The following is a 22,685-nucleotide window of genomic DNA, read 5'->3' as shown; positions in this document are numbered from 1 at the left end:
GAGTGGGGCAGGGCTCGGCTCATCGGCTCAGCTCCCCGTCGGGCGTACCAGCGAGGCTGCCGTGCGCAGCAGGATGCAGACGTCCTGCCACAGCGACCAGTTGTCGATGTACGCGTTGTCGAACCGGCAGCGGTCCTCGATCGAGGTGTCGCCGCGCAGCCCGTGGATCTGGGCGAGTCCGGTGATGCCGGTCTGCATGCGGTGGCGAGCCGCGTAGCCCGGGTAGGTCTGGCTGAACTTGGCCACGAAATAGGGCCGTTCGGGACGCGGGCCGACCAGGCTCATGTCGCCCCGCAGGACGTTCCACAGCTGCAGCAGTTCGTCGAGCGAGGTGCGCCGCAGGAAGTGGCAGAAACGGCTCATCTCCCGCTCGCCCGCGACGCTCCAGCGGGTCGCGGCCTCGTGCGCGTCGACCGGGCGGTGGGTACGGAACTTCAGCAGCGTGAAGGGCCGCCCGTCCTTGCCGATGCGCTCCTGCCGGAAGACCACCCCCGGTCCGTCGCTCAGCCGCAGCGTGACCGCGCACACCAGCAGCAGTGGGCTGATCACGAGCAGCAGTGCCCCGGAGACGGCGACGTCGAGAAGCCGTTTGCCGAGGTTCCCGTGCGGCCTGGAGACGTTGATCCGCCGGCAGGCGAACCCGGCGAGCCGCCCGCTCCCGCCCGCCCTGCCGTGCGCGCCCGCGTGGGCTCTGCCCCGCGGTACTCCGTACGGGATCTCCTGCGAGGCCGAGTCCGCGTCGACGTGCCACAGCACGCAGCCCGCCTCGCTCAACGCCCTCAGTAACGGACCGTGTTCACGGCGCGGCTCCACCACGAGCACCGCGCGCACGCCGTTCTGGATGAGGGCCCGCTGCACCTCCTCGCCCGTGGTGAGGACCGGCAGCCCGTCGGCGCCGGTGCCCTGGGCGGCGACGATGCCCACCGGCCGCAGGCCGCACCGCGGGTGCCTCAGGAAGGCCGCGGCCACCCGCTGGGCGGTCCCCGCGGGACCGATCACCAGGGTGGCCTCGGGACGCAGGACCAGGGCCCGGCGGCGTCGCCAGTGCACGACGGCGCGGGCCGCGCAGCTCACCGCCGACTGCAGCGCGCAGCCCACGGCCAGGGTCCGGGCTGGCAGCGCCGCGGCAGGGGAGAGCGCCGCCAGCAGGGCCGCGAGCGTGCACCACGTCATCACGACGCGCGCGCACACGGCGGGCAGGTCGTCGAGCACCGTGGGGATCCGCCCGGGACGGTACAGCGCCCCGTGAGTGTTCAGCGCGAGTACGCCGAGCAGCAGCGCGGCGAGGAACGGCGGGTGCCGCTGGACCTGGGCGAGGGACATGCCCGCCAGCAGCGCCGCACCGCCGTCCGCGACGAGCAGGGGCAGCCACGCGGCGCGCGGGGCGGACAGCCGTTGCCCGGCGGGGAACCTGAAGCCGTCGGCGGCCCCGCGCGAAGGGATGACCGAGACGGGCGAGAATCCGTACTCCCGGGGCTGTCCGCCGGGGGAGGGAACGGTGCTTTCCGCAGTCACGTGTGGATGGGCTCCCTGCACTCGGTGTGTTCCCCGCACACGACGTGCCCGCCGGGCCCCGCGGTGAGCAACTCGCGGTAGACCTCCGCGACCGCGTCGGCCGCGCGCCGCACGTCGTGCGTGGTCAGTACGTGGCGCCGCCCCTGTCGGCCGAGCGACTCGCGCAGCGGGGGATCGGCCAGCAGGTCGCAGATCGCGCGGGCGAGCGGCCCCGGCGCCTGGGAGGGCACCAGACAGCGGGTGTCGAGGCCCGGCGGCAGGCTCTCGCGGGCGCCGTCCACGTCCGTCATCACGACCGGGCGCCCGCAGGCCATGGCCTCCAGCGGGGCCAGCGCCATGCCCTCCCAACGGGACGGCAGCACCACCAGATCGGCGGCCTGGTACCAGGGCACGGCATCGTCGGCGGCTCCGGCGAACAGCACGTCGCCGGGTGCCGAGGCCCGCAGCCGCGCCGCCTCCGGACCGTCGCCGACCAGCACGAGCCGGGCTCCGGGCATCCGCAGCCGTACGGTGTCCCAGGCCCGCAGCAGGACGTCCTGGCCCTTCTGCCGGCACAGCCGTCCGACGCAGACGACCAGGGGAGCCGCCGGATCGAGCCGGTCGAGCAGGGGGATCCCGGTCCGTACGGTCCCCGCCTCCGCGGGGTGGAAGCGCTCGGTGTCGACCCCGTTGGGGATCACGCTCCAGGTCGCCCTGACCCCGGCGCGCACTCCGGTGACTCGCTCCGCCTCACTCACACACACCACCCGGGACGCCCAACGCGCCCCCCACCGCTCCCACTTCAGCGCGAGGTTCGCGGCGAGGCCGTCGACCGCCTCGAACGACCAGGCGTGCGGCTGGAACACGGTCGGCACCCGGCCACGCAGGACGAGCCGGGCGGCGAGCCCGGCCTTGGCGCTGTGCGCGTGCACCACGTCGGGCCGCGCCTCGGCGACGACGCGAGCGAGCCCTCGTACCTCCCGGACCAGCCGGGGACCCGGCGCGCGCGTCGCCTGCCAGTGCGTCACCTCGGTGCCGAGCGCACGGAGTGTGTGCGCGAGGCCGCTGTCCCGCGGGCAGGCCGCGGTGACGTGCAGTCCGGCGGCGAGCTGTGCTTTCACCAGGTCGGTGAGCACGCGGGCCACTCCGCCGTCGACCGGCTGGCTGAGGTGCAGGACTCGCGGCGGGCGGTCGCTCGATGGCAATGACATGCGCGGGTTCCTTAGCGACGGGCGGCGCTCTGACGCGCGCGTCACCGCTGCGCGTCGACGGCGGCGAACAGCGCTCCGACCCAGGCCGCGTCTCGCTGCGAAACGAGTTGGACGGTCAACCGGTCACCCCCGAACCGGAATTCCGTGTCCTGGCCGAGGACGGCGGAGTCGTATCCGGGCGGGTTCGAGGACCTGGGCACGCGTGCGGCCGGGGCGTCCCCGGGGGCGTTCCCCGGCCCGGTGACCGACGAGTCGGATACGTCGTCCAGGGGGGCGGTGGCGTCGCTCGGCGCGGTCGGCCCATCGTCGCCGGCCGACAGGCTCAGCGGGTCTCCGGTGCTGCCGCGGTCGCCGTCGACCTGCGCGGGGCCGACCGATGTCCGGAGGGCGACGAGGGCGGAGCGGCCCGCCGTCGCGCGGCGCGGCAGAGAGCCCGGGGAATGAGGCATGACCGGCGTTGCCCTTTCGGGAAAAGGTTCTGGACCGGCGGAGGAACGGAGATCCGCAGATCACTTGGGTGCGCGCTGACTCCCCCGTCGGTTTCGGGACGCCTTCCGACATCTGGTTCCAAGCAGCCTCGGGAGGTGACCGACTCTAGCTCTTATCTGTATTTATTTGTCGAAACCTGACAAGTGTGTCGTAATGCCGGAGAACCGGTCGGGGTCAGGGGGTGCGCGTGACTCCCCGGGGCCCCTGGAACCGTCGTCCGGGGGTTCGTGAGATCACTCCTTTGGAGGCACAACCCGTGCGTGCCCCGCGCGTTGATTCCAGCGCTGGGCATTCCGCCCGGCTGTTGTGACGATTTCAAGGAGCACTTCTCCATGTCGCGTATCGCGAAGGGCCTGGTCCTGACCTCCGTTGCCGCCGCCGCCATGGCGGGCACCGCCGGCATCGCCGCCGCCGACAGTGGCGCAAACGGCGCGGCCGCCAACTCTCCCGGCCTCCTGTCGGGCAACGTCCTGGAGGTCCCGGTCCACGTCCCGGTCAACGTCTGCGGGGACACCGTCGACGTGATCGGCCTGCTGAACCCCGGGTTCGGCGACACCTGCGCCAACGACTGACGTCGGCTCGGACCCTTCTGCCGGCCGTCCTCCCCAACGGGAGGGCGGCCGGTCCGCGTTGCCCCGAACGGGGGAAGGGGGTGCGCGACCCCGGTGTGGCTCCTCACCAGCGGCGATGGGGGTGATAGGGGCGAGGGGTGATTGCACGGTGCGTTCGTACGGTTGCACAAGGCGATGGCGGCTTACACGGTGGGCACACGATTCCAAGCACCCGCGCGGCTGCGCCGAGCAGCAGGACGACAAGGCGCCGAGCGCCAGGGGTTCGCGAGCTGCGGCGAGCCTCGCGGGCGACGCACTCGCCGCGTTGCAGAAGGCGGTCGACGCGCTGGTCGAGGCGGTCACGTCCGGCGATGCCACCCAGGTGGTGCCCGCGGCCACCGCTGTGGTGACGGGCCTCGTCAACTTCGCCGTCGCCGTCGTACTCGGTGGTGGCCTGCCCGCACCGAACCTGCCCGGCCTGCCGACGACGTGATCGCCCACGACGTGTACGGCGAACCGATCGCCCGCGCCGTGATCGCCCGCGCGGTCAAGGCCCGCGCCGCGATCGCCCGCGTCGTGTACGTCGACCACGTGGACGCCGGTGACCGGTCCCCCGCCCTCTCGGGTACGGGGAGCGGCGCCTGAGGCGACGTGTTCCTCCGCCCGCCGTCGTGCCGACCGATCCGGTCGGCACGACGGTCGTTTCGCGTCGTCGGCTTATCGGCGGTTCTTGTATGAGAATGCGACGCGCCGTTCCCGGGTGGGGTGTTCGGGTGGGGTGCAGGAATCTTCTGCACACGGGGTTTCCGTCCAGTGCGGGGCTCGTTAGTCAGGGCGCAGTGAAAAACTCCCGCCGGTGACGCGAGTTGCCGAAGAAAGGAACACGATGAAGTCCCTGAAGGCCGCCGCTGTCGTCGCCGGGTCCATGGTCATCGCTGGTGCCGCCGCGCCCGCCTTTGCGGCCGGGGCCTCCGACCTCACGCCCACCAGCCTCAACGGCGCCCTGGAGACCATCACCAGCCAGCGCTCGCTCAGCCTGAAGGACGTGCAGCCCCTGCAGCACCAGTCGGACGCGCTCGACACCGAGAAGAAGGGCTCGGTCCTCAACTCCCTGAACGGCACCACGAAGACGCTCAACTCGACTGGTGGCCCCGCGCAGCTGCTCGGCGGACTTCCGCTCCAGAGCTGATCGATTCATTCGGCGCGTGTCTTTTCCGGAAGTGCTGTGGACGTATCCCCGGGCTGTGGCACATCCCCGAGGAAAGGCCCGACGATGAACACCGCCAAGAAGGCCGCGCTCCTTTTCGTCACCGCCGGAATGGCCGGAGGCGCCGCGGCCGGCAGCGCCGTCGCTGACACGGGTGCGGAGGGCGCGGCACTCAGGTCCTCTCGGGTCCCCCGGTATCGCCTCCGGCAACGTCATCCAGGGCCCGTGCATGTTCCGGTGAACCTCTGCGGCACCACGGTCGACGTCGTCGGTGTGCTGAACCCTGCGTTCGGGAACACCTGCGCCGACCAGTGACAGCTTGCGCGCACCACAGATCGAGCGCACCACCGATGACGCGCTGGACTGATTATGTGCTGGACTGATAGCGCGCTGGACTGATTACGCACATTACCGACGTCGCGCCATCCGCGGCGGAGGCCGTCATTCAGAGGGAAGGGTCGGCTCGGTGCCCCGCGGATCCGGCCCTTTCGAATGGGTCGGCGCCTGGCGTGTTCGAGGCGTGTCCCTCTTTCGTGTGGTCACCCGCCCGCTTGTCGCCCGGTCGGGTGAGAAAGCGTGAGGTCCGTTCGGGTGCGTCGATAAGGTTCCGCGGTGACCTCAACCTCAAGCGAAACGCGTCCTTTCCGGGCCGCAGATCTCGGCACGCTCGCCGTCATGGCCTTCAGTGGTGAAGCCCCTGACGGAGACATGCCCTATCTCCTCGCCTATTCCCTGGGTGACGGCGAGGGCGGCGCCGGTGCCTCCACGGTCGCCATCGAGGAACTGCTGCGCAACAACGGTCTGCCCATCGGGGACACGCTCCTCGACGGATCACGGCAGCCGAGCCTGCCGCTCACCCTGCTCGTCGAGGCCGGCCAGGCCGTCGTCACCATGCCCTACCTCAATGCCCAGTGCGTCGTGCCACCGGAATGGCTCGTGGCGGTCGGCGAACGCGGCTACGCCTACTTCCTGTTCGCCACCCGGGCCTGGCCCGAGGCGGAGCCGGGCAGGCCCGTCGCCCCCGAGAGTCTGGCCGCGTTCGCCGGTGACGAGGAAACCCTGCTCAGCGCGGCGCACGTGCTCCTGCCCGCGCGCAGCCTGCGCGGCTGATGACGCGGACCGCGGGGGGCAGCCGTGCGCTCGCCCTGTTGCTGTTGATCACCGGTGCGGCCGGCCTGCTCGCCGCGTGGGTCATCACGATCGACAAGTTCAAGCTGCTGGAGAACCCGGACTTCGTGCCGGGATGCAGTCTGAACCCGGTCGTCTCCTGCGGCAACATCATGAAGAGCGACCAGGCCTCGGCCTTCGGGTTCCCCAATCCGATGCTGGGCCTGGTGGCGTACGGCATCGTGATCTGCGTCGGAGTGAGCCTGCTGGCGCGGGCCACCTTCCCGCGCTGGTACTGGCTGACCTTCAACGCCGGCACCCTCTTCGGCGTCGGATTCTGCACCTGGCTGCAGTTCCAGTCGCTGTACCGCATCAACTCGCTGTGCCTGTGGTGCTGCTTGGCCTGGGTCGCCACGATCATCATGTTCTGGTACGTGACGTCATTCAACGTACGAAATAATTTCCTGCCCGCACCTCGTGGGTTGAGGGGATTCCTGGGTGAATTCACCTGGGTTTTCCCGCTGCTGCACGTCGGTGTCATCGGCATGCTGATCCTGACCCGCTGGTGGGATTTCTGGACGAGCTGACCATTGAGTCCGTCGGGGGAATCTTGAGGTGAAGTCGTCCGCGGGATCGTTACCCGGTACGGACCACGGACCCAGAGCCCCGAATCCTGAAAGGGACCGTACCTGAGATGAAGCCGACCACCCGAGGAACTCGCGCCGCCGTCGTGACCGGTGTCGCGGCAGTGATCGGTGCCGCCGCCGTGACCCCGGCCGTCGCCGCCGGAACGGTTCCTGTCCCCGTCCCCCTGGACGGTGTGGAACGGGGTCTCAACCTGCCCGTGCCCGACATCGCCGGGCAACTGCCGGTACCCATGCCGGGCAGCCCGGCAGGGCCGCGGTACGTGGAGGGCCGACTGCTCCCGGACCGGGCCGTGCCACAACTGCCGGTCAGCGCCGGGCTGCCGGGGGCGGACGTGCGGACGATCCTTCCGCACGTCCTCGGAGAGGGCTCCGACCACCTCGGGCTCGACGCGCCCGCGGCCGACCTGGCGGCCTTGACCCCCGGACTGTCCCTGGACGCCCCGCTCACCGCGCCGAACCCCGCACAGCCCGGCATGCCCGACCCGAAGCTCCCCCAGGTCGCCGTCCTCACACCGCTGCTGAAGACGGTGCCGGAGGCCGACCTGGGCATGGGCGCGGGGGCGTAACCGCACCACGAGCCCTGTGCCGTGTGGGTCACCGCCGCTTCATCCGACCGGATCCGCCGAGGAGAGAACCATGTCCGTCAGCAGAGTGTCGAGCAGCGTGCCGGTGACCCGGAGGGGTGTGATGCACGGCCTGCTCGCGTCGGCGGCCGCCGCGGTACTGGCCCCCGTCGTCGCCGCATCATGGCCCCCGCACCCGGCCGGCCCCGACGACCTCCCGTTCGACGAGGTCTACCACGGACGCCACCTCCTGGGCGCCAGGACCGGAGTGGGCGGCCGTGCCGCGGTCGGCGGAGGTGAGTGGCAGGTCACCGTCGACGGCCGGCCGCTGTACCTGATGCGCCGCGCGGACGGCACCTATCTGAGCATGGTGGACCACTACGAGTCGTATCCGACCGCGCTGGCTGCCGCGCGTGCGGCCGTCGACGAACTGGGCCCCTCGGAGCACCTTCGCGGCGTCGAGGCGGAGGGGAGCGGCCACCATGGTGTACACGCGTAAGAACGTCAGCAAGCTGACCGGCGCGGAGCGACGCCGGTTCGTCGACGCGATGCTGGAGATCAAACGCCGGGGCGAGTACGACGAGTTCGTGCGGATGCACATCGACCACTACGTGGCGGACGGCGACCGGGGCCTGCGCACGGCCCACATGGCCCCCTCGTTCCTGCCCTGGCATCGGCGGTTCCTGCTGGATCTGGAGCGGGCGCTGCGCCGCGTGGACTCCGGAGTGAGCGTGCCCTACTGGGACTGGACACGGGAGCGGAAGCCGTCCTCCGTACCCTGGACCGCGGACCTGCTCGGAGGCAACGGGCGGCGCTCCGACCGCCAGGTCATGACCGGCCCCTTCGCCTACGCCCACGGGAATTGGACGATCAAGGAGGGGGTGACCGACGGCGCCTACCTCACCCGCGACTTAGGGCGTCGGCAGGACCCGTTCGAACTGCCCACGAAGCGTGAACTGGACTCGGCCCTCGCCGACCCCGTCTACGACACCGCCCCCTGGAACTCCACGTCCACCAAGGGCTTCCGCAACAAGCTCGAAGGGTGGGGGCGCGGGTCCGGGAGCACGGCCTGGCACAACCACAACCGGGTCCACCGCTGGGTCGGCGGCGCCATGCTCGGCGGCGCCTCGGTCAACGATCCCGTCTTCTGGCTGCACCACGCCTTCGTGGACCTCCAGTGGTCCCGCTGGCAGCAACGTCACCGGGGTGCCCGCTACCTGCCCGCCCGGCCACCGGGCTCCGGCAACGACCAGCACGGACGGATCGTCGCCCGGCACGAACGGATGCCGCCCTGGGACGTCACGCCGGACGAACTGGAGAACCACAGCAGGATCTACCGGTACGCGTAGAGCCCGCAGCCCGTATCCCGCCGCTGCCCGCTCGCGTGGGAAGCGGTGTCGCCCGGGTCACGGCGAGGCCCCCGGCAGCACATGCTGCGGGGGCCTTCCTCGTGCGTACGGCGGTCAGTTGCCGTAGCCGCCCGGGGCGGGGGTGACCGGGACGTTGGTGACCGGGGCGGGGGCGCCGACGTTGGCGCAGGCGTTGCCGACGGCCGGGTTCAGCAGACCGACGACGTCGACGGTGTTCCCGCAGAGGTTGACCGGCACGTCGACCGGGACCTGGACGACATTGCCCGAAAGGACGCCGGGGGAGCCGACGGCCGCACCCTGGGCGCCCGCGTCCGCCATGGCAAGACCGGCCCCGCTGAGGACCACGGCGCCCGTGCCGAGAGCGACACCGGCTGCCTTCGCGATGCGCGACATCACGTTTCTCCTTTGGATCGGTGAGCGCGGCCGCTCGAACGCGGCTGCACTCATCCTTCAACGCGCACGCCCACGGCCGGTCACGGCGTACATCGGTGGATCACTCATTTCGGACGGGACGTCCGCCGCCCAGCCGTACCCGGGCCGCCGCGGGCGGAAATCCACTACGGCTCGCACCGCGCCCTCAATTAGCCTGCCGGGCATGCCTACCGACCTGTCGAACTCCCCGTCGGCCGCCCCACCGATCGACCCGCCGATCAACCAGCCGATCGACCCGCTGCCCGGGCTGTTCGCCGAGGAGATCCGGGTCCGCGCCTTCGCCGCGGTGGCCCTCGGCGCGGACACCCCCACGAAGGTCATGGAGCAGGCCGGACTGTCCCCGAGGGACGCGATCACGGCGCTGCGCCGGCTGCTGAGCCAGGACGTCATCACCGACGACGGGGGACTGGCCGTTGCCTACGGCCACTTCAGGCGACTCGCACGCGGCACCCGGACACCTCCCGAGACCCACGGCTCCGAGGACGAGCCGACCGAGGCCGTCCTGCGGACCTTCGTACGCGGCGGGCGCCTGGTCCGGCTCCCCGCCCAGTGGCAGCGCAAGCTGGTCGTGCTCCGGCACATCGCCGAGCAGACCTTCGAACCGGGCGTCGAGTACCCCGAGCGGACCGTCAACGAGAAACTGCGCGTCTGGTGCGAGGACGCGCCGGTCGACCATGTGACCCTCCGGCGTTACCTCGTGGACCTGCACCATCTGACCCGGCAGTACGGTTTCTACTGGCGGCCCGCACAGGTCTGAACCGACGCTTCCGGGCCGGGCCGGGCCGGGCCGGGCTGGGCGGGGCCGGGCCGGGCTGGTTCGGCCGATCCGGTTCGGTCCGGCTGCGTCCTCAGCCGAGGAGGCGTACGGGCCTGCCCGTGAGGAAGGCCTGGATGTCCTCGACCGCCCCGCCGTAATACGCCTCGTAGTTGGCCCGCGACACATAGCCCAGATGCGGGGTGGCGAGAAGACGCGGCGCCGTACGCATGGGGTGGTCGGCGGGGAGCGGCTCCACATCGAACACGTCCACCCCCGCCCCGGCGATCCGGCCCTCGCGCAGGGCCGCGAGCAGCGCGTCCTGGTCGACGATCGCCGCGCGTGAGGTGTTGACGAGATAGGCGGTCGGTTTGAGGAGGGCCAGTTCGGCGGCGCCCACCAGACCACGGGTGCTCTCGCCCAGCGCGAGGTGCACCGAGACGAAGTCGCTGCTCGCGAGCAACTCCTCCTTGGAGGCCGCCCGTTCCACCCCGACCTCTTCGGCGCGCTCCTCGGTGAGGTTCCGGCTCCACGCGCCGACCCGCATCCCGAACGCGAGGCCCACCCGCGCCACCCTGCCGCCGATCTTCCCGAGCCCGAGCAGACCCAGCCGGCGTCCGTGCAGATCGGCGCCCAGGGTGCTCTGCCAGGAGCCGCCCGCCCGCAACGCGCCGTTCTCCTCGACGAGACCTCGCGCGAGACCCAGCAGCAGCGCCCACGTCAGCTCGACCGGAGGCGTCGAGGAACTCGGGGTGCCGCACACAGTCACCCCCTGCGCCTCGGCGGCCACGTAGTCGATCACCGTGTTGCGCATCCCGGAGGCGATCAGCAGCTTCAGGCGGGGCAGCCGGGCCAGCAACGAGGCGGGGAAGGGAACCCGCTCGCGCAGCGTCACGACGATCTCGAAGTCCGCGAGGGCGGCGGCCAGCGCGTCCTCGTCGGCAAGGTGTTCGCGGAACCCGACCACCTCGACGTCGTCCGCGACCGGCGACCAGTCGACGACCTCGGTCGCCACCCCCTGGTAGTCGTCGAGCACAGCACAGCGAAGTCGCATGTCAGGTCCCTCCCAGGCTCGACCGGAGCCTAACCGAGAGGCGTTCGCGGCCGCCGCGGAGCTCTCGCGGGCGGCGACTGAGGGGGAAGCCGCGACGGCCGTTCGCTCCCCGTGGCAGTATCTGGGCTTCATGAGTGCGTCCCCAGAGGTACGGAGCCTGCGCGCGGCGGTGTTCGCCGCGCTGTGCGTGCTGCTGGCCGCCGGTGGTCACGGGCTCGCTTCGGGGGAGGCCCCACCGCTGTGGGCGGACGGGGCCGGATTCCTCGCCGTGTTCGCGGCCGGCTGTCTGCTGAGCGGGCGCGAACGCTCACTCCTCGGGATCGGCGGCGGGATGCTCGCCACTCAGGCCGGACTGCACGTCGCGTTCGAGGCGGCCAGGCCGCGGATGACGATGAACATGCACGGCATGCCCATGGGCTACCCGCACGCCATGACCCCCCACGCCACGGCGGCCCATGTGGCGGCAGCCGTGCTGGCGACCTGGTGGCTGCGTCGCGGCGAAGCGGCGTTCTGGTGCCTGCTGCGCCGGGCCGTCGCGCTGGTTCCGGGGCTCGCGGCCTGGTGGCGGGTGCGGACGGGACCGGCCGGCCCGGTCCGGCCGGACGCCGGTTGCCCGGACGCCGCCGCGCCCGGGCCGCTTCGGCAGGTACTGCTGCGGCACGCGGTGTCCCGCCGGGGACCACCGCCGGGGCTGTCGTACGCGCCCTGACCGCAATCCCACCAGTACGGAGTTCCGCCGATGTCCCCGATGCCCTCGATGTTCTCAGTGCCTCCGATGCGCACCGCCCTGCGCCGCGCGGGCCTCGTCACCGCCCTCACCGCGGCCGGGATCCTGACCGCCGCCGGTGCCGCCTCCGCGCACGTGACCGTCCACCCCGGGAGCTACGCCAAGGGCGCCACGGACGGTGTCCTGACCTTCCGCGTCCCCAACGAGGAGGACACCGCCAGCACAACGAAGGTGCAGGTCTTCCTCCCGACGGACCACCCGGTCCTCGGCGTACTCGTCACCCCCCAGAGCGGCTGGACGGCGAAGGTGACGACCACGAAGCTCAAGACCCCCGTCAAGACCGACGACGGCACCATCACCGAGGCCGTCTCGGAGATCACCTGGACCGGCGGCCGGATCCGGCACGGCCAGTTCCAGGACTTCGACGTCGCTTTCGGGCAGCTGCCCGACGACACCGGCCAGTTGGCGTTCAAGACGCTGCAGACGTACTCGGACGGCAATGTCGCCCGCTGGATCGAGGAGACGCAGAAGGGCGGGGAGGAGCCGGAGAACCCGGCACCGGTGCTCGCCCTCACCGCCAAGGCGGCGGGGGAGACCGGTTCCGACGCGGACTCCGGTGCGGGCTCGTCCGCGGATTCGGGGTCGGGTTCGGAGTCGGGCTCTGACACGTCGGCGGCGTCGAGCTCGGCTCCGGCTCCCGCGGCCGAGAGCTCGGCGTCGAGCAGTGACTCCACGGCACGAGGCCTGGGCATCGCCGGGCTGGTCGTGGGCGTCCTCGGCCTGGGCGCGGCGGCGTTCGCCCTCGTACGCGGCCGCAACGCCGGTTCGTAACCCCGGCGAACGGACAGTCCTCGCCCCGCCGGCCGCCGCCCGGCGGTAATGCCGCCGACGGGGCGACGGGCCGCCGAAGCGCGCCCGCGACCGCCCCTCCGGCATGCGCTGCGGTCCCCCGGATGACGGGGCCCGGCCCGGGCGTGAGCGAGGCGTGGGAAATTTCCGTACCTCTCCGTGACGACCGGCGCACGGATGCGAGGATGAGGCCGCCATGACAGCTGGGTGGTGTTCGCGCACGGTACGGGCCGCGGTGTTCGCCGCCGTCTGTGTGCTGCTCGCCGCCCTCGGGCACGTGATGATGTCCGGCCGCGAGGTGCCTCCGTGGGTCCTCGGCGCCTCGGTGGTGGTGATCGGCGGCACGGGGTGGGGCCTGGCCGGCCGGGAGCGTGGACTGCCCCTGATCGTGGCCGCGGTGATGGTCACTCAGGCGGCACTCCACTCGGCGTTCTCGCTCGCCCAGGCGTCTGCAACCACCACGCCCACAACGGGCACCCCGGGAAGGGGCTCCATGTCCGGGGGAGCCATGACCGCTGGCTCCATGTCCACTGATGCCATGCCCATGGGGCCCGCGGATATGGACTCCATGAACATGGGGACCATGGGGGCCATGGACCACATGGGCGGCGCGGCGGGCGGCGCCTCCTCGCTCGGCATGCTCGCCGCCCACCTGCTGGCCGCCCTGCTCTGCGGCCTCTGGCTCGCGCACGGAGAGCGCGCCGCCTTCCGCGTCCTGCGGGCCCTCGCGGCCCGGCTGGCCGCCCCGCTGCGGCTGCTCCTGGCGCTGCCCGCCCCGGTGGGCCACCCGCGCCCGCGCCTGCGCCGTCATCGCCCGGCGCGCGCTCCGCGCCTGCTCCTTCTCGTCCACGCGATCACTTCTCGGGGTCCGCCCGCCGGGACCGCTGTCGTCTGACGACAGCCGGTATCCCGGGGCGACCACCGTGCGCCCCGGGCCGGCCGTGCCTGTGCGCGCGGCCGTCTCCCTCACCGGACCCACGGCCCACTCCTGTGCGCCGGCGCGGGATTCCGGATGACCCGAGAAGGACACCAGGTGACCACTCCTGCCCTGCCCACCTCACGTGACGCCTCGTTGACGGCCTGGGCGATGGCCGCCCGCGGCGGCGACCCCGAAGCCGTGGACCACTTCGTCCGCGCTCTCCACCGAGACGTACGCCGCTACGTCGCCTATCTCGGCGCGGACCCCCAGACCGCGGACGACCTTGCCCAGGACACCTTCCTGCGCGCCCTCGGCAGCCTGCACCGTTTCGAGGGCCGCTCCTCGGCCCGCGCATGGCTGCTGGCCATCGCGCGCCGTGCCGTGGTCGACAGCTTCCGGAACGCGGCCACCCGGCCCCGGCCGGCCGACTTCGACGACTGGCAACTCGCCGTCGAACGGGCCCAGCCGCGCGGTCTGCCGGGCTTCGACGAAGGCATCGCGCTCGACGACCTGCTGGCCGGGCTGCCCGAGGAGCGCCGAGAGGCCTTCGTGCTGACCCAGCTCCTGGGACTTCCCTACGCGGAGGCGGCCCTGGTGAGCGACTGCCCGGTCGGCACGGTCCGCTCACGGGTGGCCCGTGCCCGTAGCTCCCTCGTCGCCTCGCTGTCCGACGCCGAGCTCTGCGGGCTGGTCGACGCGGCGGCCTGATGGGAACGGCCTGCCCCGAGAGGTGCCGGGGGTCTCACGGGGCAGGCCTGGTACGAAGGGCGGCGGTGCCTGTCGAGACCAGACGCGAGCGGTGACAGGCCGGCCGGAGAGGAGCGCGGCCCCGGACGCCTGGGGGGCAGGCCGGGGCCGTGGGCTCACGAGCGCACCGGGCTCGCGGTCACTCGCTGTTGAGTTGCCAAGGTGCAGTGCAGCCCAGTGCCTGTCCGGCGCCTGTTCAGTCCCGCGTCGGCGTCTCCTTCTGGCGGAGGAGGAACACGACCCCGCCACCGAGGACGACCAGGGCGATGGCTGTGCCCGCGATGATCGGGGTCGCGCCGGAGCCGCCCGTCTCGGCGAGGTCGGTGCCCCCGGAAGCGGCGTCCAACACGGCCGGGCTGGGCTCACCGACCGTCTGGGTCGTGACGTCACTCGCGCTGCCCTGCGTCTTGCAGTCGAGCATGCCGGTGAACCGCTTCTCGAAGCCGTTCGCACCCGTGACCGCGAAGGCGTATGCCTGGTCCTCCCGCAGCGGGACCGTCACCGTCACGGACTCACCGGCCGCGACGGTGTGTTCGGCATCCATCAGCTCGAAGGTGAACGGCGCGTCGCCGGCGTTGGCCACCATGACGTCCACACCGCCCGCGGCACAGTTCTTCTCGGCGGAGAGCGCGGGTATCGCGCCCTTTGCGGCCCAGGTCGCCGTCGCCGTCGCGGAGACCGTCGACTCGCTGGAGCCGGCCAGGATCTGCGTCTGGCTGCGGGTCTCCGAGGCGAAGGCCCGGCCGACCGGCACGGTCGTCGACGCCTGCACGGTCAGCGCCGCCGAGCCGTCCGTGCCGTCCTCCGGCACGTCGAAGTAGAGCCGGCTGCCGTTGGCCGCGGAGGTGATCGGCCTGCCGTCCTTGTCGACGACCTTCACGCCGCTCGCGAAGGCGTCCGCGGGTGGTGTCACCGTCACACTGTCCGCGTCGGTGTGCACCGTGATCGGGCCCACCTTCTCGCCGGCGTGACCGGAGATCGCTGGCGGATCGAGGGTCAGTGACGACTTGGGCTCCGGCATGTTCCGCGCGCTCTTCTGCAGATAGTCCGCGAGCTTCTCCGCCCGCGGGTTCACCGCGTCCACGTCGGCGCCGTCCGAATACCGCCAGATGGCCACCTGTGTGCCGGCCGCGGCGTCCTGCTCGGTGAGGCCGCTCGCCCCGGCCTTGTCGGCCAGCGCCGCCAGGTCGTTCACCTGGGGGTAGGAGTGCTGCAGGATCCAGCGGATCCGGCCCGCGTCCTTGTTGCCGTTCAGCGACGTGCCGCTCCAGGACGTCTCCTGGTACTTGGCGTCCCGCTGGGTCGGGTTGTGGAGGTCGATGCAGTAGGTCTGCAGCATGCCGCCGTTGTCGACGGACATCTCGAAGAGACCCGCGGACACCTGCTGGTCCTGGCCGTTGTCGTGGATCACCGCGGACCCGTACGTCTTCAGTCCGGTGATGGTCGCGGTCGCGCCGCCCTGACTCTGCGGGACCTCGTCCGCGACGGCCGGACCCGCGGTGACCATCGCCCCGGCGGCGACGAGCCCCGACACCGTCGTCGCGGCGAGGAGGCGGCCGGTCCCTCGCCTGCGCGCCGCCGCCGAAGCGGACGCCGCAGAGAACGCAGAGAGCGCAGAAAACACAGAATTCCCCTTCGAGCAGGACCCGTTGACATGGGGGGACGGTCCCGCCAGCAGAATCAGAAGCCCCGTGAGCTATGCCCGGCATCCTAAGGACGCGGCGCACCACGCCCCCCGGGCATTCCATCCGAATAACCGATCCGAATCGGAATCGTTATCGGTCAGCAAGGCTGTGAGCTGCGCTTATCGACAAATCCATGGCGGGTGTCGGCGAAGCATTCCATGCAGAAACCGCATGTATGCGTCGATAGGCCGCAGTTCGGTCGGAGCGTCCGGCGACGGGGATGAGCACGGCAGCGGCACCCTCGCCGCGTTCACCGTCCGGCCGCGCACGCGACCGTCCTCACCCGGGCTCAGGTCACCCCGGCCGGCGTCGCCCGCGGAGGGGTAGCTGCCTCGGGCGGACTTCCGGGCTCCGTCTCCCAGTTGGGCTCGGGCGATCGGGAAGCCGACGGTGCGTCACCCTCCTTGTGCGGGCGCCGGAAAGCCGAAGTGCCGCGTGAGAGGTCGTGGCCGATCGCCACCGCGTCGATGTCCGCCGACGTCCAGCTCTGTCCCTCGCGCACCTCGGTGCGTACCTTCAGCCTGCCCTGCACGATGACGGGATCGCCCACCGACAGGGACGCCCCCACGTTGGTGGCGAGCGCTCGATTGGCCCACACGGTGAAGAAGTTGGTGTGCCCGTCCGTCCACGTGCTCTTCTCGCGGTCCCAGTACCGCGCCGTCACCGCGAGGCGGAACCTCGCCGAAGCCCCGCTCGCCAGCTCTCGGTACACCGGCTGCGTCGCCACGTTGCCCACCGCGCAGACCATCGTCTCGTTCATGCCCGGACCCCTCTCCCGTACGACTGCGTCTGTCGCGGCGATCGCATGCGCTGCGATCGCCGCGAGTTCAGACTGCCTTCGCCGGGCCGAGCCCGCTGGACGCTGTGCACGGTCCGAGAATTGTGGACAACCGCTTCACCCGCAGGAGTGCGAGGCCATCGGTCGTCCGGCCCCGGTCCTCAACCGACCGGCCCCGGACAGGCGACCAGTCCGGGTCCACCACCAGCCCTGGCCAGCCGACCAGCCCCGGTCAACCGGCCAGCCCGGTCAACCGACCGAAGCCCCCGTGACCCGCCCGAACTGCTCCCGTACCTCCCGATACCGCAGCAGCTCCGCCGCCACCGGATCCAGGACCCGCGCCCGCCCGCACCCGGCGGCGGCCTCCCGCAACCGTCGTTCCGCGTCGAGTCCGTACCGCCGGGCCGGCCCGCGCGCCGCCAGTCTGCTGCTCCACTCGACGAACGGGCCGCCGATGATGCCCGCCACCATCAGCAGCACCGGCACCCAGAGGTTCGGCGCCATGAACCCGACGATCTGCCCCAGCAGCCACAGCCCGCCGACGACCTGAAGGATCGTCATCGACGCCTGCGCGAGGACGGCGACCGGCCACCAGCCCGGCCGTGGCGGCCGCCCCGCCGGTGTCGCGGCACGCGTCGCCATCTCGTCCAGAGCCTCCGGCAGCCCCCGTGCGCCGCGTACGGCCGCCTCGCGCACCGCCAGTGCCCAGGGCGCGGGGAGACCGCGGGCCGCCCGGTCCGCCACCGTACGGACGGCCTGCTCGACACGCTGGCGAGCCGTGGCCTCCTCGTCGGCGGGCATCCGCAGCGCATGCCGTCCGGTCGGTGGGTCGCGCCGGTCCTGGCACCAGCGCCACAGCCGCAGCCAGGGTGTGCCGCAGGCGCGGTTGGCGTTGCGGCGCCACGCGCGCTCGGCCGCCTGGCCGGCCGCGGTGGCGCCCACCGCGTCCGCGAGCCGGTCCGAGAACTCGTCGCGCGCCTCCTCGCTGAGCCCCGTGCGCTGACCGGTCGCGTACAGGGGCCGCAGCCGAGTGGCGGCCGCGTCGAGATCGGCCGAGATTCGACGTGCGGCGGCGCCGCGCTCGGCCACGAACTGCCCGAGTGCCTCCCGCAGTTCGCCGACGCCTTCCCCGGTGAGCGCGGACAGCGCGAGCACGGTCGCGCCCGGTTCGCCGTACTCGCCCAGCGCGATCCCGTCCTCGTCGAGCAGCCTGCGCAGGTCGTCGAGGACCTGGTCGGCGGCCTCGCCGGGCAGCCGGTCCACCTGGTTGAGGACCACGAAGGAGACCTCCGCGTGCCCCGCCATGGGCCGCAGATAGCGCTCATGAAGCATGGCGTCCGCGTACTTCTCGGGATCCACGACCCAGATGACCGCGTCGACGAGCGCCAGGATGCGATCCACGTGTTCGCGGTGCTGGACGGCGGCGGAGTCGTGGTCGGGCAGGTCGACCAGGACGAGGCCGTGCAACTGGGCATCCGTTTCCGGGCTCTGCAGAGGACGCCTGCGCAGCCGCCCCGGGATGCCGAGCCGGTCGATGAGCGTCGCCGCGCCGTCGCTCCAACTGCAGGCGATGGGCGCCGCGGTGGTCGGCCTGCGGACGCCGGTCTCCGAGATGGTCACCCCGGCGAGCGCGTTGAAGAGCTGCGACTTGCCGCTGCCGGTGGCGCCGGCGATGGCGACGACGGTGTGCTGTCCGGAGAGCTTGCGCCGCGCGGCCGCCTCGTCGAGAACCCTGCCCGCCTCGGCGAGCGTCCTGGCGTCGAGACGGGCGCGCGACAGTCCGACCAGCTCCCGGAGCGCGTCGAGTCGCGACCGCAGGGGCCCGTCGTACGCGAGAGGGGGCGGCGGGGCCTGGGTGGCGGTCCTGACCTCCGGGGCCGGGGTTTCCTGAGCCGTGGGGGCGTCGGACGCGCGGCGGGCGATCAGCCCGTCGTCCCAGACGGACTCGGCTTCGGTACGGGCGGGGGCGCCGTCGCCCTTCACGCGCGCGTGCCCGGCGTCGTCCTTCACGCGCGTGTGTGCCGGGTCGCGCTCCAGGGGCGTGTGGCCGGCGCGGTGAGGGGTGCCCGGGGGGCGGTTCCCGGTGTCCTCAGTGTCCTCGGTGCCCTCGCGGGTCTCGCGGGCCGCACGGTTCTCGCGCGGCTCATGGGTTCCGTGGCCCTCGCGGGCCTCACGGTCCGTGCGGGCCTCGTGGTCGTTGCGGTCCTTGTGGCCGTCCCGGGCCGTCCCAGGTGCGGGCTCCCTGTCCGCGATTTCCTTGCGGGCCGCCGCCGGAGACCGGTCCTCGTCGTGGGACCCCCAGGAGGGGCCGTCGCCCGGTGTGCCCTGGGCGGAGGCGTCCTGGGCGGAGGCATCCCGCTCGGACGGGTCGTGGTCCGACACGCCGTTTTCGGAGGACCCGTCACCGGCGTGCTCGATGTGAGCGGCGTGGCCCGTGTGATCTGAGCGATTCGTGTGATCTGGGTGGTCCGTGTGGTCCGTGTGGTCTGTGACGGCGGTCATCGCGGTCACCTCTCCTTCTGCAGTACGGACAGCGCGGCGATGAGTTCGGACTGGGGCTCCGGATGGACGTCGAGGGCGTCGAGCGGGGCCAGGCGCCGTTCGCGCTCGGTGTGCAGCGTCTGATCGAGGTACTCGGTGAGGAGGTGTCCGCCCCGTTCGCGCAGCCGCAGGGCACCCTGCGCGCCGATCCGGTCGGCGAGCTGCTCACCCGCGGCATGCGCCCTGTTGCCGCCCAGGAGCGTGGTGGCGACCAGCGCGGCGACGGCCTCGGTGTCCGGGGCCGCGCTCTTGTCGAGGTGGCGGACCTCCTCCTCGGCGTACTCCTCCAGGACCCGTCGCCACCGTCGTACGGCCACTCCGATCCGATGCTCGGGGCTCTCCAGGGCCGGGTCCCGGTCCGTCAGCTCCGGAACCCCGGCGGCCGGTTCGCGGCGCCAGGCCTCGTCCACGCGCTCGTCGGCGGCCGTGACGGTGCACAGCATCAGGGCGGCAAGACTCTCGACGAGCGAGTCGAGCAACTCGCCGGCGGTGCAGTCCAGCGGATAGGCGCGCCACCGCTTGAGCGCGTCCCCGGCGAGCACGGCACCGGCCTGCAAACGCCCCTGCACGCGCGCGTGCTCCCTGTCGTACGCGCCGTCGACGGCAGCGGTGAGCCGCAGCGCGGCCGCGTACTGGGCCGCGGCCGCGTTCGCCAGTTCGGGCATCCGGACATTCAGGGAGTCGAGGACCCCATGGGCGGTACGGGCCATCGCCTGGCGTCTGGCGCCTGCGTCCTGTGTCTGGTGCACGAGCCACGTACGCAACGGCGCGACGGCGGAGGCGGGCAGCAGGCCGCCACCCCACGCCGACTCGGGCAGCTCGGGCACCGTGAAGCGGGGCACCTCGCCGAGCCCGGCCTTGGTCAGCAGGGCGCCGTACTGCCGCGACACCTCGGACACCACCTGGTGGGGCACCCGGTCGAGGACGGTGACGAGGGTCGCCTTGTGCTCCTTGGCGGTGCGCAGCAGGTGCCAGGGGACGGCATCGGCGTACCGCGCGGCCGTGGTCACCATGACCCAGATGTCGGCCGCGCTGATCAGTTCCGCGGCGAGTACGCGGTTCTCGGCGACCAAGGAGTCGACGTCGGGGGCGTCGAGCAGGGCGAGGCCGCGGGGGAGGGTGTCGACGGTCTCGACCCGCAGCACCCGTTCGCCTCGCTCGACGGATGCGGGCAGGTCGTCGCCGGGCTCCTGGTGGGGCATCCACACACGGGTGAGGTCGGGGAGCACCCGCATTCCGCTGAACCAGTGATGATCCTCCGGATGACACACCAGTACCGGTGTACGGGTCGTCGGCCGGAGTACCCCGGCCTCGCTGACCCGGCGTCCCACAATGGAGTTGACGAGGGTGGATTTACCCGCCCCGGTGGATCCACCGATCACGGCCAGAAGCGGCGCTTCGGGGTCTCTCAACCGGGGCACCAAATAGTCGTTGAGCTGTGCGAGCAGTTCGTCGCGGTTGGCACGCGCGCGTGGAGCCCCCGCCAGGGGCAGCGGGAAGCGTGCGGCGGCGACACGGTCGCGCAGGGCGGAGAGTGCGTCGAGCAGCTGGGGCCGTACGTCCAAGGTCACCACATGCGAAGAATGCCCAATTTTGGAGGCTTTCTGAAGCATATGGCCACGCCTGCGCGCCGACAGGACACATGGGGCGGAAGGGGCGACTGGGGTGCAGGCATAACGAGTGCACAACACCCGGGGCGCCGGGCGCCAAAAGCGGTGCATGATTCGTACCTGCCTGCGATTATCAGGACCGCTTCACTGAACCTCCACATCGAGCCACGGAGGTGAAGCGCCAGGGACAAGGACCCGGGAGCCCTATCCTTGTCCCCGACAAGGTCACGGATCGGCCCACACCCGGGCACTGCGACACCGGCCACCACACCCGGCCCCCGTAGCTCAGTGGATAGAGCAGGCGCCTTCTAAGCGCTTGGCCGCAGGTTCGAGTCCTGCCGGGGGCGCAAGTCTCCGCCCTCCCCTATGGGAGGGCTTTTTGCAGGTCAGGGCATGTTTCCCTCGGACCGACGAAGCCCCGAACACCGCCGCGATGATCAAGGGCAAGGTCCGGGGCCGTCCGGCTGTCACCGGGTTTTCGCGGGTGGCTGTGTCGAATACGTGTCGAAGTTTTCGGGCGGGAAGCCTCAGCCCGCGTCGGGCGGCTCGAGGAGATCTCCCGCGGTTTCGAGGCGCCGTTTCAGGTCAGGAAGCTGCCCTTCGACGCATCGCGCGTAGGTCGCCAGGAGCACCGGGACGCTGTTGCCGGCCCAGTCCGCCACCTGTGCGGGTGGAATCCCGTCGTTCAGCCACTTGGTCAGGCGGGTGTGGCGGTTGTCGTACACGCGCCGTCCCGTGGGCGACTCGAAGACGTGTGGGGGCAGGACGGCCTTCCGCGCGCCGCGCCATGCCCGGCGGATCACCGAGCCCGCGAGAATGCCGCCGTTCTCCCCCTGGAAGAGCAGGTCACCGGGCTTGAGCCGTTCGTCCTCGATGTGCTGCCGCAGGATGCGGGTCAGTGACGGATGCCCCGGCGCGCTGCGTGTCTCGCCCTCGGCGCGGCCCTTCAGGTCGCGTTCCTCGTGGATCTCTCCGGTGTCGGTCCACTGCTTGCCGACCTCCGGGGTCGCCGTGTGGATCAGCAGCTCGCACCACTGGTCCGCGGCATCCGGGCCGGGGGGGTGACGTCGTGCACGCGCATGGCCACCGCTTCCTCCGGCCGGAGACCGCAGTAGTACAGCGTCGCGAAGAACGCGTGCAGCCGCTTTCCGCCGCGAGGCCGGCGCCGGATCCAGTCGAGGAGCGCCGCCGCCTGGTCCGCGTTCGGCAAGGACCGCTTGTCCACGGCGTTGCTGGTCCTGGTGACGGCCGTCGACTCCTTGCCCTTGGGGAGCGGGTTGGTCCGCGGGACGCGCCGCCGGATCGCGTGCTTCATGACGACGTTGAGGATCCGGCGGTGCCGCTTCCTGGACCAGGCCGCCGCCCGCCTGCCGTCGAGGCGCGTGTCGACGGCTCTCAGGACCTCATCGGCCCTCTTGGCGTCCTCCCAGGCCGAGACGGGCAGAGAGTTGCGTTCCACCCACCTGAGGATGGTCACCACGTCCCGGGGGGCTTCGGCACGACGGGACGCGTTGAACGCCCACTCACGCAACGCGGTCCGCACTGCCACCGGGGCGAACTGGGCTGGCTGGGCCCGTAGCAGGGCGATCGTGACGGCCGGCAGGGTCTTGGCGGTGTTCTTGCGTTCTCCACCCCTGCACGGGTGGGGTGACCACGACTGTGGAGAACGGCTCGTCGTCGTCGTGTGCCACCTCGTCGATGACTTCCACACATCGGCCCAGGTGACCGCGTGTCATCCCCGGCGCCCGCGCCGAAATCGTCGCGGCAACTGGCCACGGACCGCAGATCGACCACCCCGACCTGGCCAACGCCCGGATGCTGAGATTCATGGAGGACATCGACTCCCTCGACCCGGCCGCCGTTGACGGCGCAGTCGACGCGTAGGACCTGCAGCTGGGAACACCCGCGTCGGTGTGGCGGCTGCGAACCACTGGTCTCGAAGGAACCGTT

General features: G+C 71.8%; 26 protein-coding genes, 1 tRNA gene and 1 pseudogene. 17 read left to right on the top strand and 11 right to left on the bottom strand.

The features are described from left to right. Nucleotides 1–27: 27 nt before the first annotated feature. Genes OHB41_RS18105 through OHB41_RS18095 form a run of 3 tightly spaced genes read right to left on the bottom strand, consistent with a single transcriptional unit; the run spans nucleotide 28 to nucleotide 3,154 of the window. On the bottom strand, nucleotides 28–1,515 hold the full coding sequence (locus OHB41_RS18105) for an exopolysaccharide biosynthesis polyprenyl glycosylphosphotransferase (RefSeq protein ID WP_266699277.1): 1,488 nt from the start codon (nucleotides 1,513–1,515) through the stop codon (nucleotides 28–30). Next, on the bottom strand, nucleotides 1,512–2,705 hold the full coding sequence (locus OHB41_RS18100) for a glycosyltransferase (RefSeq protein ID WP_266699276.1): 1,194 nt from the start codon (nucleotides 2,703–2,705) through the stop codon (nucleotides 1,512–1,514). The genes OHB41_RS18105 and OHB41_RS18100 overlap by 4 nt, the downstream gene beginning before the upstream one ends. A gap of 41 nt (nucleotides 2,706–2,746) precedes the next feature. Continuing rightward, nucleotides 2,747–3,154, bottom strand: coding sequence for a hypothetical protein (locus OHB41_RS18095; RefSeq protein ID WP_266699275.1), 408 nt, complete (start codon nucleotides 3,152–3,154; stop codon nucleotides 2,747–2,749). Nucleotides 3,155–3,526: 372 nt separating this feature from the next. On the opposite strand from OHB41_RS18095, the gene OHB41_RS18090 reads away from it, so the two are divergent. The 10 genes from OHB41_RS18090 (at nucleotide 3,527) to OHB41_RS18045 (ending at nucleotide 8,618) form a co-directional block, all read left to right on the top strand. Continuing rightward, nucleotides 3,527–3,766 (top strand): chaplin, encoded by a 240-nt coding sequence (locus OHB41_RS18090; RefSeq protein ID WP_266699274.1) that lies wholly within the window; start codon nucleotides 3,527–3,529, stop codon nucleotides 3,764–3,766. A gap of 304 nt (nucleotides 3,767–4,070) precedes the next feature. Next, complete coding sequence (locus OHB41_RS18085) at nucleotides 4,071–4,238, top strand: hypothetical protein (protein ID WP_266699273.1); 168 nt, start codon at nucleotides 4,071–4,073, stop codon at nucleotides 4,236–4,238. Beyond that, nucleotides 4,235–4,390, top strand: coding sequence for a hypothetical protein (locus OHB41_RS18080; protein ID WP_266699272.1), 156 nt, complete (start codon nucleotides 4,235–4,237; stop codon nucleotides 4,388–4,390). The genes OHB41_RS18085 and OHB41_RS18080 overlap by 4 nt, the downstream gene beginning before the upstream one ends. A 241-nt stretch (nucleotides 4,391–4,631) precedes the next feature. After that, a complete protein-coding gene (locus OHB41_RS18075; RefSeq protein WP_266699271.1) occupies nucleotides 4,632–4,934 on the top strand; it encodes a hypothetical protein in 303 nt (100 codons plus the stop codon). A gap of 84 nt (nucleotides 4,935–5,018) precedes the next feature. Beyond that, a complete protein-coding gene (locus OHB41_RS18070; protein ID WP_266699270.1) occupies nucleotides 5,019–5,267 on the top strand; it encodes a chaplin in 249 nt (82 codons plus the stop codon). Nucleotides 5,268–5,564: 297 nt separating this feature from the next. Further along, entirely contained in the window at nucleotides 5,565–6,062 is a 498-nt protein-coding gene (locus OHB41_RS18065) for a DUF5949 family protein (protein WP_266699269.1), read from the top strand. Next, nucleotides 6,062–6,646, top strand: coding sequence for a vitamin K epoxide reductase family protein (locus OHB41_RS18060; protein WP_266699268.1), 585 nt, complete (start codon nucleotides 6,062–6,064; stop codon nucleotides 6,644–6,646). The genes OHB41_RS18065 and OHB41_RS18060 overlap by 1 nt, the downstream gene beginning before the upstream one ends. Before the next feature lie 107 nt (nucleotides 6,647–6,753). Further along, nucleotides 6,754–7,272 carry a hypothetical protein gene (locus tag OHB41_RS18055; protein WP_266699267.1) on the top strand — a complete coding sequence of 173 codons (519 nt, stop codon included), beginning with the start codon at nucleotides 6,754–6,756 and terminating at the stop codon, nucleotides 7,270–7,272. Nucleotides 7,273–7,342: 70 nt separating this feature from the next. Next, nucleotides 7,343–7,768, top strand: coding sequence for a tyrosinase family oxidase copper chaperone (locus OHB41_RS18050; RefSeq protein WP_266699266.1), 426 nt, complete (start codon nucleotides 7,343–7,345; stop codon nucleotides 7,766–7,768). Continuing rightward, nucleotides 7,752–8,618, top strand: coding sequence for a tyrosinase family protein (locus tag OHB41_RS18045; RefSeq protein WP_266699265.1), 867 nt, complete (start codon nucleotides 7,752–7,754; stop codon nucleotides 8,616–8,618). The genes OHB41_RS18050 and OHB41_RS18045 overlap by 17 nt, the downstream gene beginning before the upstream one ends. A gap of 114 nt (nucleotides 8,619–8,732) precedes the next feature. Here OHB41_RS18045 and OHB41_RS18040 read toward each other — a convergent pair whose 3' ends face one another. Beyond that, the gene (locus OHB41_RS18040; protein ID WP_266699264.1) at nucleotides 8,733–9,032 is read right to left on the bottom strand and encodes a chaplin; all 300 of its coding nucleotides are present in this window, start codon (nucleotides 9,030–9,032) and stop codon (nucleotides 8,733–8,735) included. A 202-nt stretch (nucleotides 9,033–9,234) separates the two neighbouring features. Between OHB41_RS18040 and OHB41_RS18035 the strand changes: the two genes are divergently transcribed. After that, nucleotides 9,235–9,828: a DUF2087 domain-containing protein gene (locus OHB41_RS18035; protein WP_266699263.1), complete on the top strand. Its 594-nt coding sequence runs from the start codon at nucleotides 9,235–9,237 to the stop codon at nucleotides 9,826–9,828. A 91-nt stretch (nucleotides 9,829–9,919) separates the two neighbouring features. On the opposite strand, the gene OHB41_RS18030 is transcribed toward OHB41_RS18035, so the two are convergent. Further along, nucleotides 9,920–10,879: a D-2-hydroxyacid dehydrogenase family protein gene (locus OHB41_RS18030; RefSeq protein ID WP_266699262.1), complete on the bottom strand. Its 960-nt coding sequence runs from the start codon at nucleotides 10,877–10,879 to the stop codon at nucleotides 9,920–9,922. 130 nt (nucleotides 10,880–11,009) lie between these two features. On the opposite strand from OHB41_RS18030, the gene OHB41_RS18025 reads away from it, so the two are divergent. The 4 genes from OHB41_RS18025 (at nucleotide 11,010) to OHB41_RS18010 (ending at nucleotide 14,082) form a co-directional block, all read left to right on the top strand. Then, nucleotides 11,010–11,588, top strand: a complete 579-nt coding sequence (locus tag OHB41_RS18025) for a hypothetical protein (protein WP_266699261.1) — start codon at nucleotides 11,010–11,012, stop codon at nucleotides 11,586–11,588. Between the two features lie 48 nt (nucleotides 11,589–11,636). After that, nucleotides 11,637–12,437, top strand: a complete 801-nt coding sequence (locus OHB41_RS18020) for a YcnI family copper-binding membrane protein (protein WP_266699260.1) — start codon at nucleotides 11,637–11,639, stop codon at nucleotides 12,435–12,437. A gap of 214 nt (nucleotides 12,438–12,651) precedes the next feature. Further along, complete coding sequence (locus OHB41_RS18015) at nucleotides 12,652–13,350, top strand: hypothetical protein (RefSeq protein WP_266699259.1); 699 nt, start codon at nucleotides 12,652–12,654, stop codon at nucleotides 13,348–13,350. Between the two features lie 117 nt (nucleotides 13,351–13,467). Beyond that, entirely contained in the window at nucleotides 13,468–14,082 is a 615-nt protein-coding gene (locus OHB41_RS18010; protein WP_266699258.1) for a sigma-70 family RNA polymerase sigma factor, read from the top strand. A gap of 235 nt (nucleotides 14,083–14,317) precedes the next feature. Here OHB41_RS18010 and OHB41_RS18005 read toward each other — a convergent pair whose 3' ends face one another. From OHB41_RS18005 to OHB41_RS17990, 4 genes are all read right to left on the bottom strand, one after another. After that, complete coding sequence (locus OHB41_RS18005) at nucleotides 14,318–15,745, bottom strand: Cys-Gln thioester bond-forming surface protein (RefSeq protein ID WP_266699257.1); 1,428 nt, start codon at nucleotides 15,743–15,745, stop codon at nucleotides 14,318–14,320. A 350-nt stretch (nucleotides 15,746–16,095) separates the two neighbouring features. Continuing rightward, nucleotides 16,096–16,566: a single-stranded DNA-binding protein gene (locus OHB41_RS18000; RefSeq protein ID WP_266699256.1), complete on the bottom strand. Its 471-nt coding sequence runs from the start codon at nucleotides 16,564–16,566 to the stop codon at nucleotides 16,096–16,098. Between the two features lie 267 nt (nucleotides 16,567–16,833). Then, the gene (locus OHB41_RS17995) at nucleotides 16,834–19,086 is read right to left on the bottom strand and encodes a GTPase (protein ID WP_266699255.1); all 2,253 of its coding nucleotides are present in this window, start codon (nucleotides 19,084–19,086) and stop codon (nucleotides 16,834–16,836) included. Nucleotides 19,087–19,091: 5 nt separating this feature from the next. Beyond that, entirely contained in the window at nucleotides 19,092–20,699 is a 1,608-nt protein-coding gene (locus OHB41_RS17990) for a dynamin family protein (RefSeq protein ID WP_266699254.1), read from the bottom strand. A gap of 310 nt (nucleotides 20,700–21,009) precedes the next feature. Between OHB41_RS17990 and OHB41_RS17985 the strand changes: the two genes are divergently transcribed. Continuing rightward, nucleotides 21,010–21,082, top strand: a tRNA-Arg gene (locus OHB41_RS17985). 180 nt (nucleotides 21,083–21,262) lie between these two features. Here the strand turns inward: OHB41_RS17985 and OHB41_RS17980 are convergent. Together OHB41_RS17980 and OHB41_RS17975 are read right to left on the bottom strand one after the other, a co-directional pair. Then, the gene (locus OHB41_RS17980; protein WP_266699253.1) at nucleotides 21,263–21,538 is read right to left on the bottom strand and encodes a site-specific integrase; all 276 of its coding nucleotides are present in this window, start codon (nucleotides 21,536–21,538) and stop codon (nucleotides 21,263–21,265) included. A 215-nt stretch (nucleotides 21,539–21,753) separates the two neighbouring features. Continuing rightward, on the bottom strand, nucleotides 21,754–22,194 hold the full coding sequence (locus OHB41_RS17975) for a site-specific integrase (protein ID WP_266699252.1): 441 nt from the start codon (nucleotides 22,192–22,194) through the stop codon (nucleotides 21,754–21,756). A 266-nt stretch (nucleotides 22,195–22,460) separates the two neighbouring features. Here OHB41_RS17975 and OHB41_RS17970 point away from each other — a divergent pair. Continuing rightward, a pseudogene (locus OHB41_RS17970) lies at nucleotides 22,461–22,619 on the top strand (alpha/beta fold hydrolase); the annotation flags it as partial. Nucleotides 22,620–22,685: the final 66 nt, after the last annotated feature.

It is taken from the genome of Streptomyces sp. NBC_01571 (assembly GCF_026339875.1).
Lineage (GTDB): Bacteria > Actinomycetota > Actinomycetes > Streptomycetales > Streptomycetaceae > Streptomyces.
Note: the sequence above shows the minus strand (reverse complement) of the source record. Positions and strands in the feature narration are given on the sequence as shown.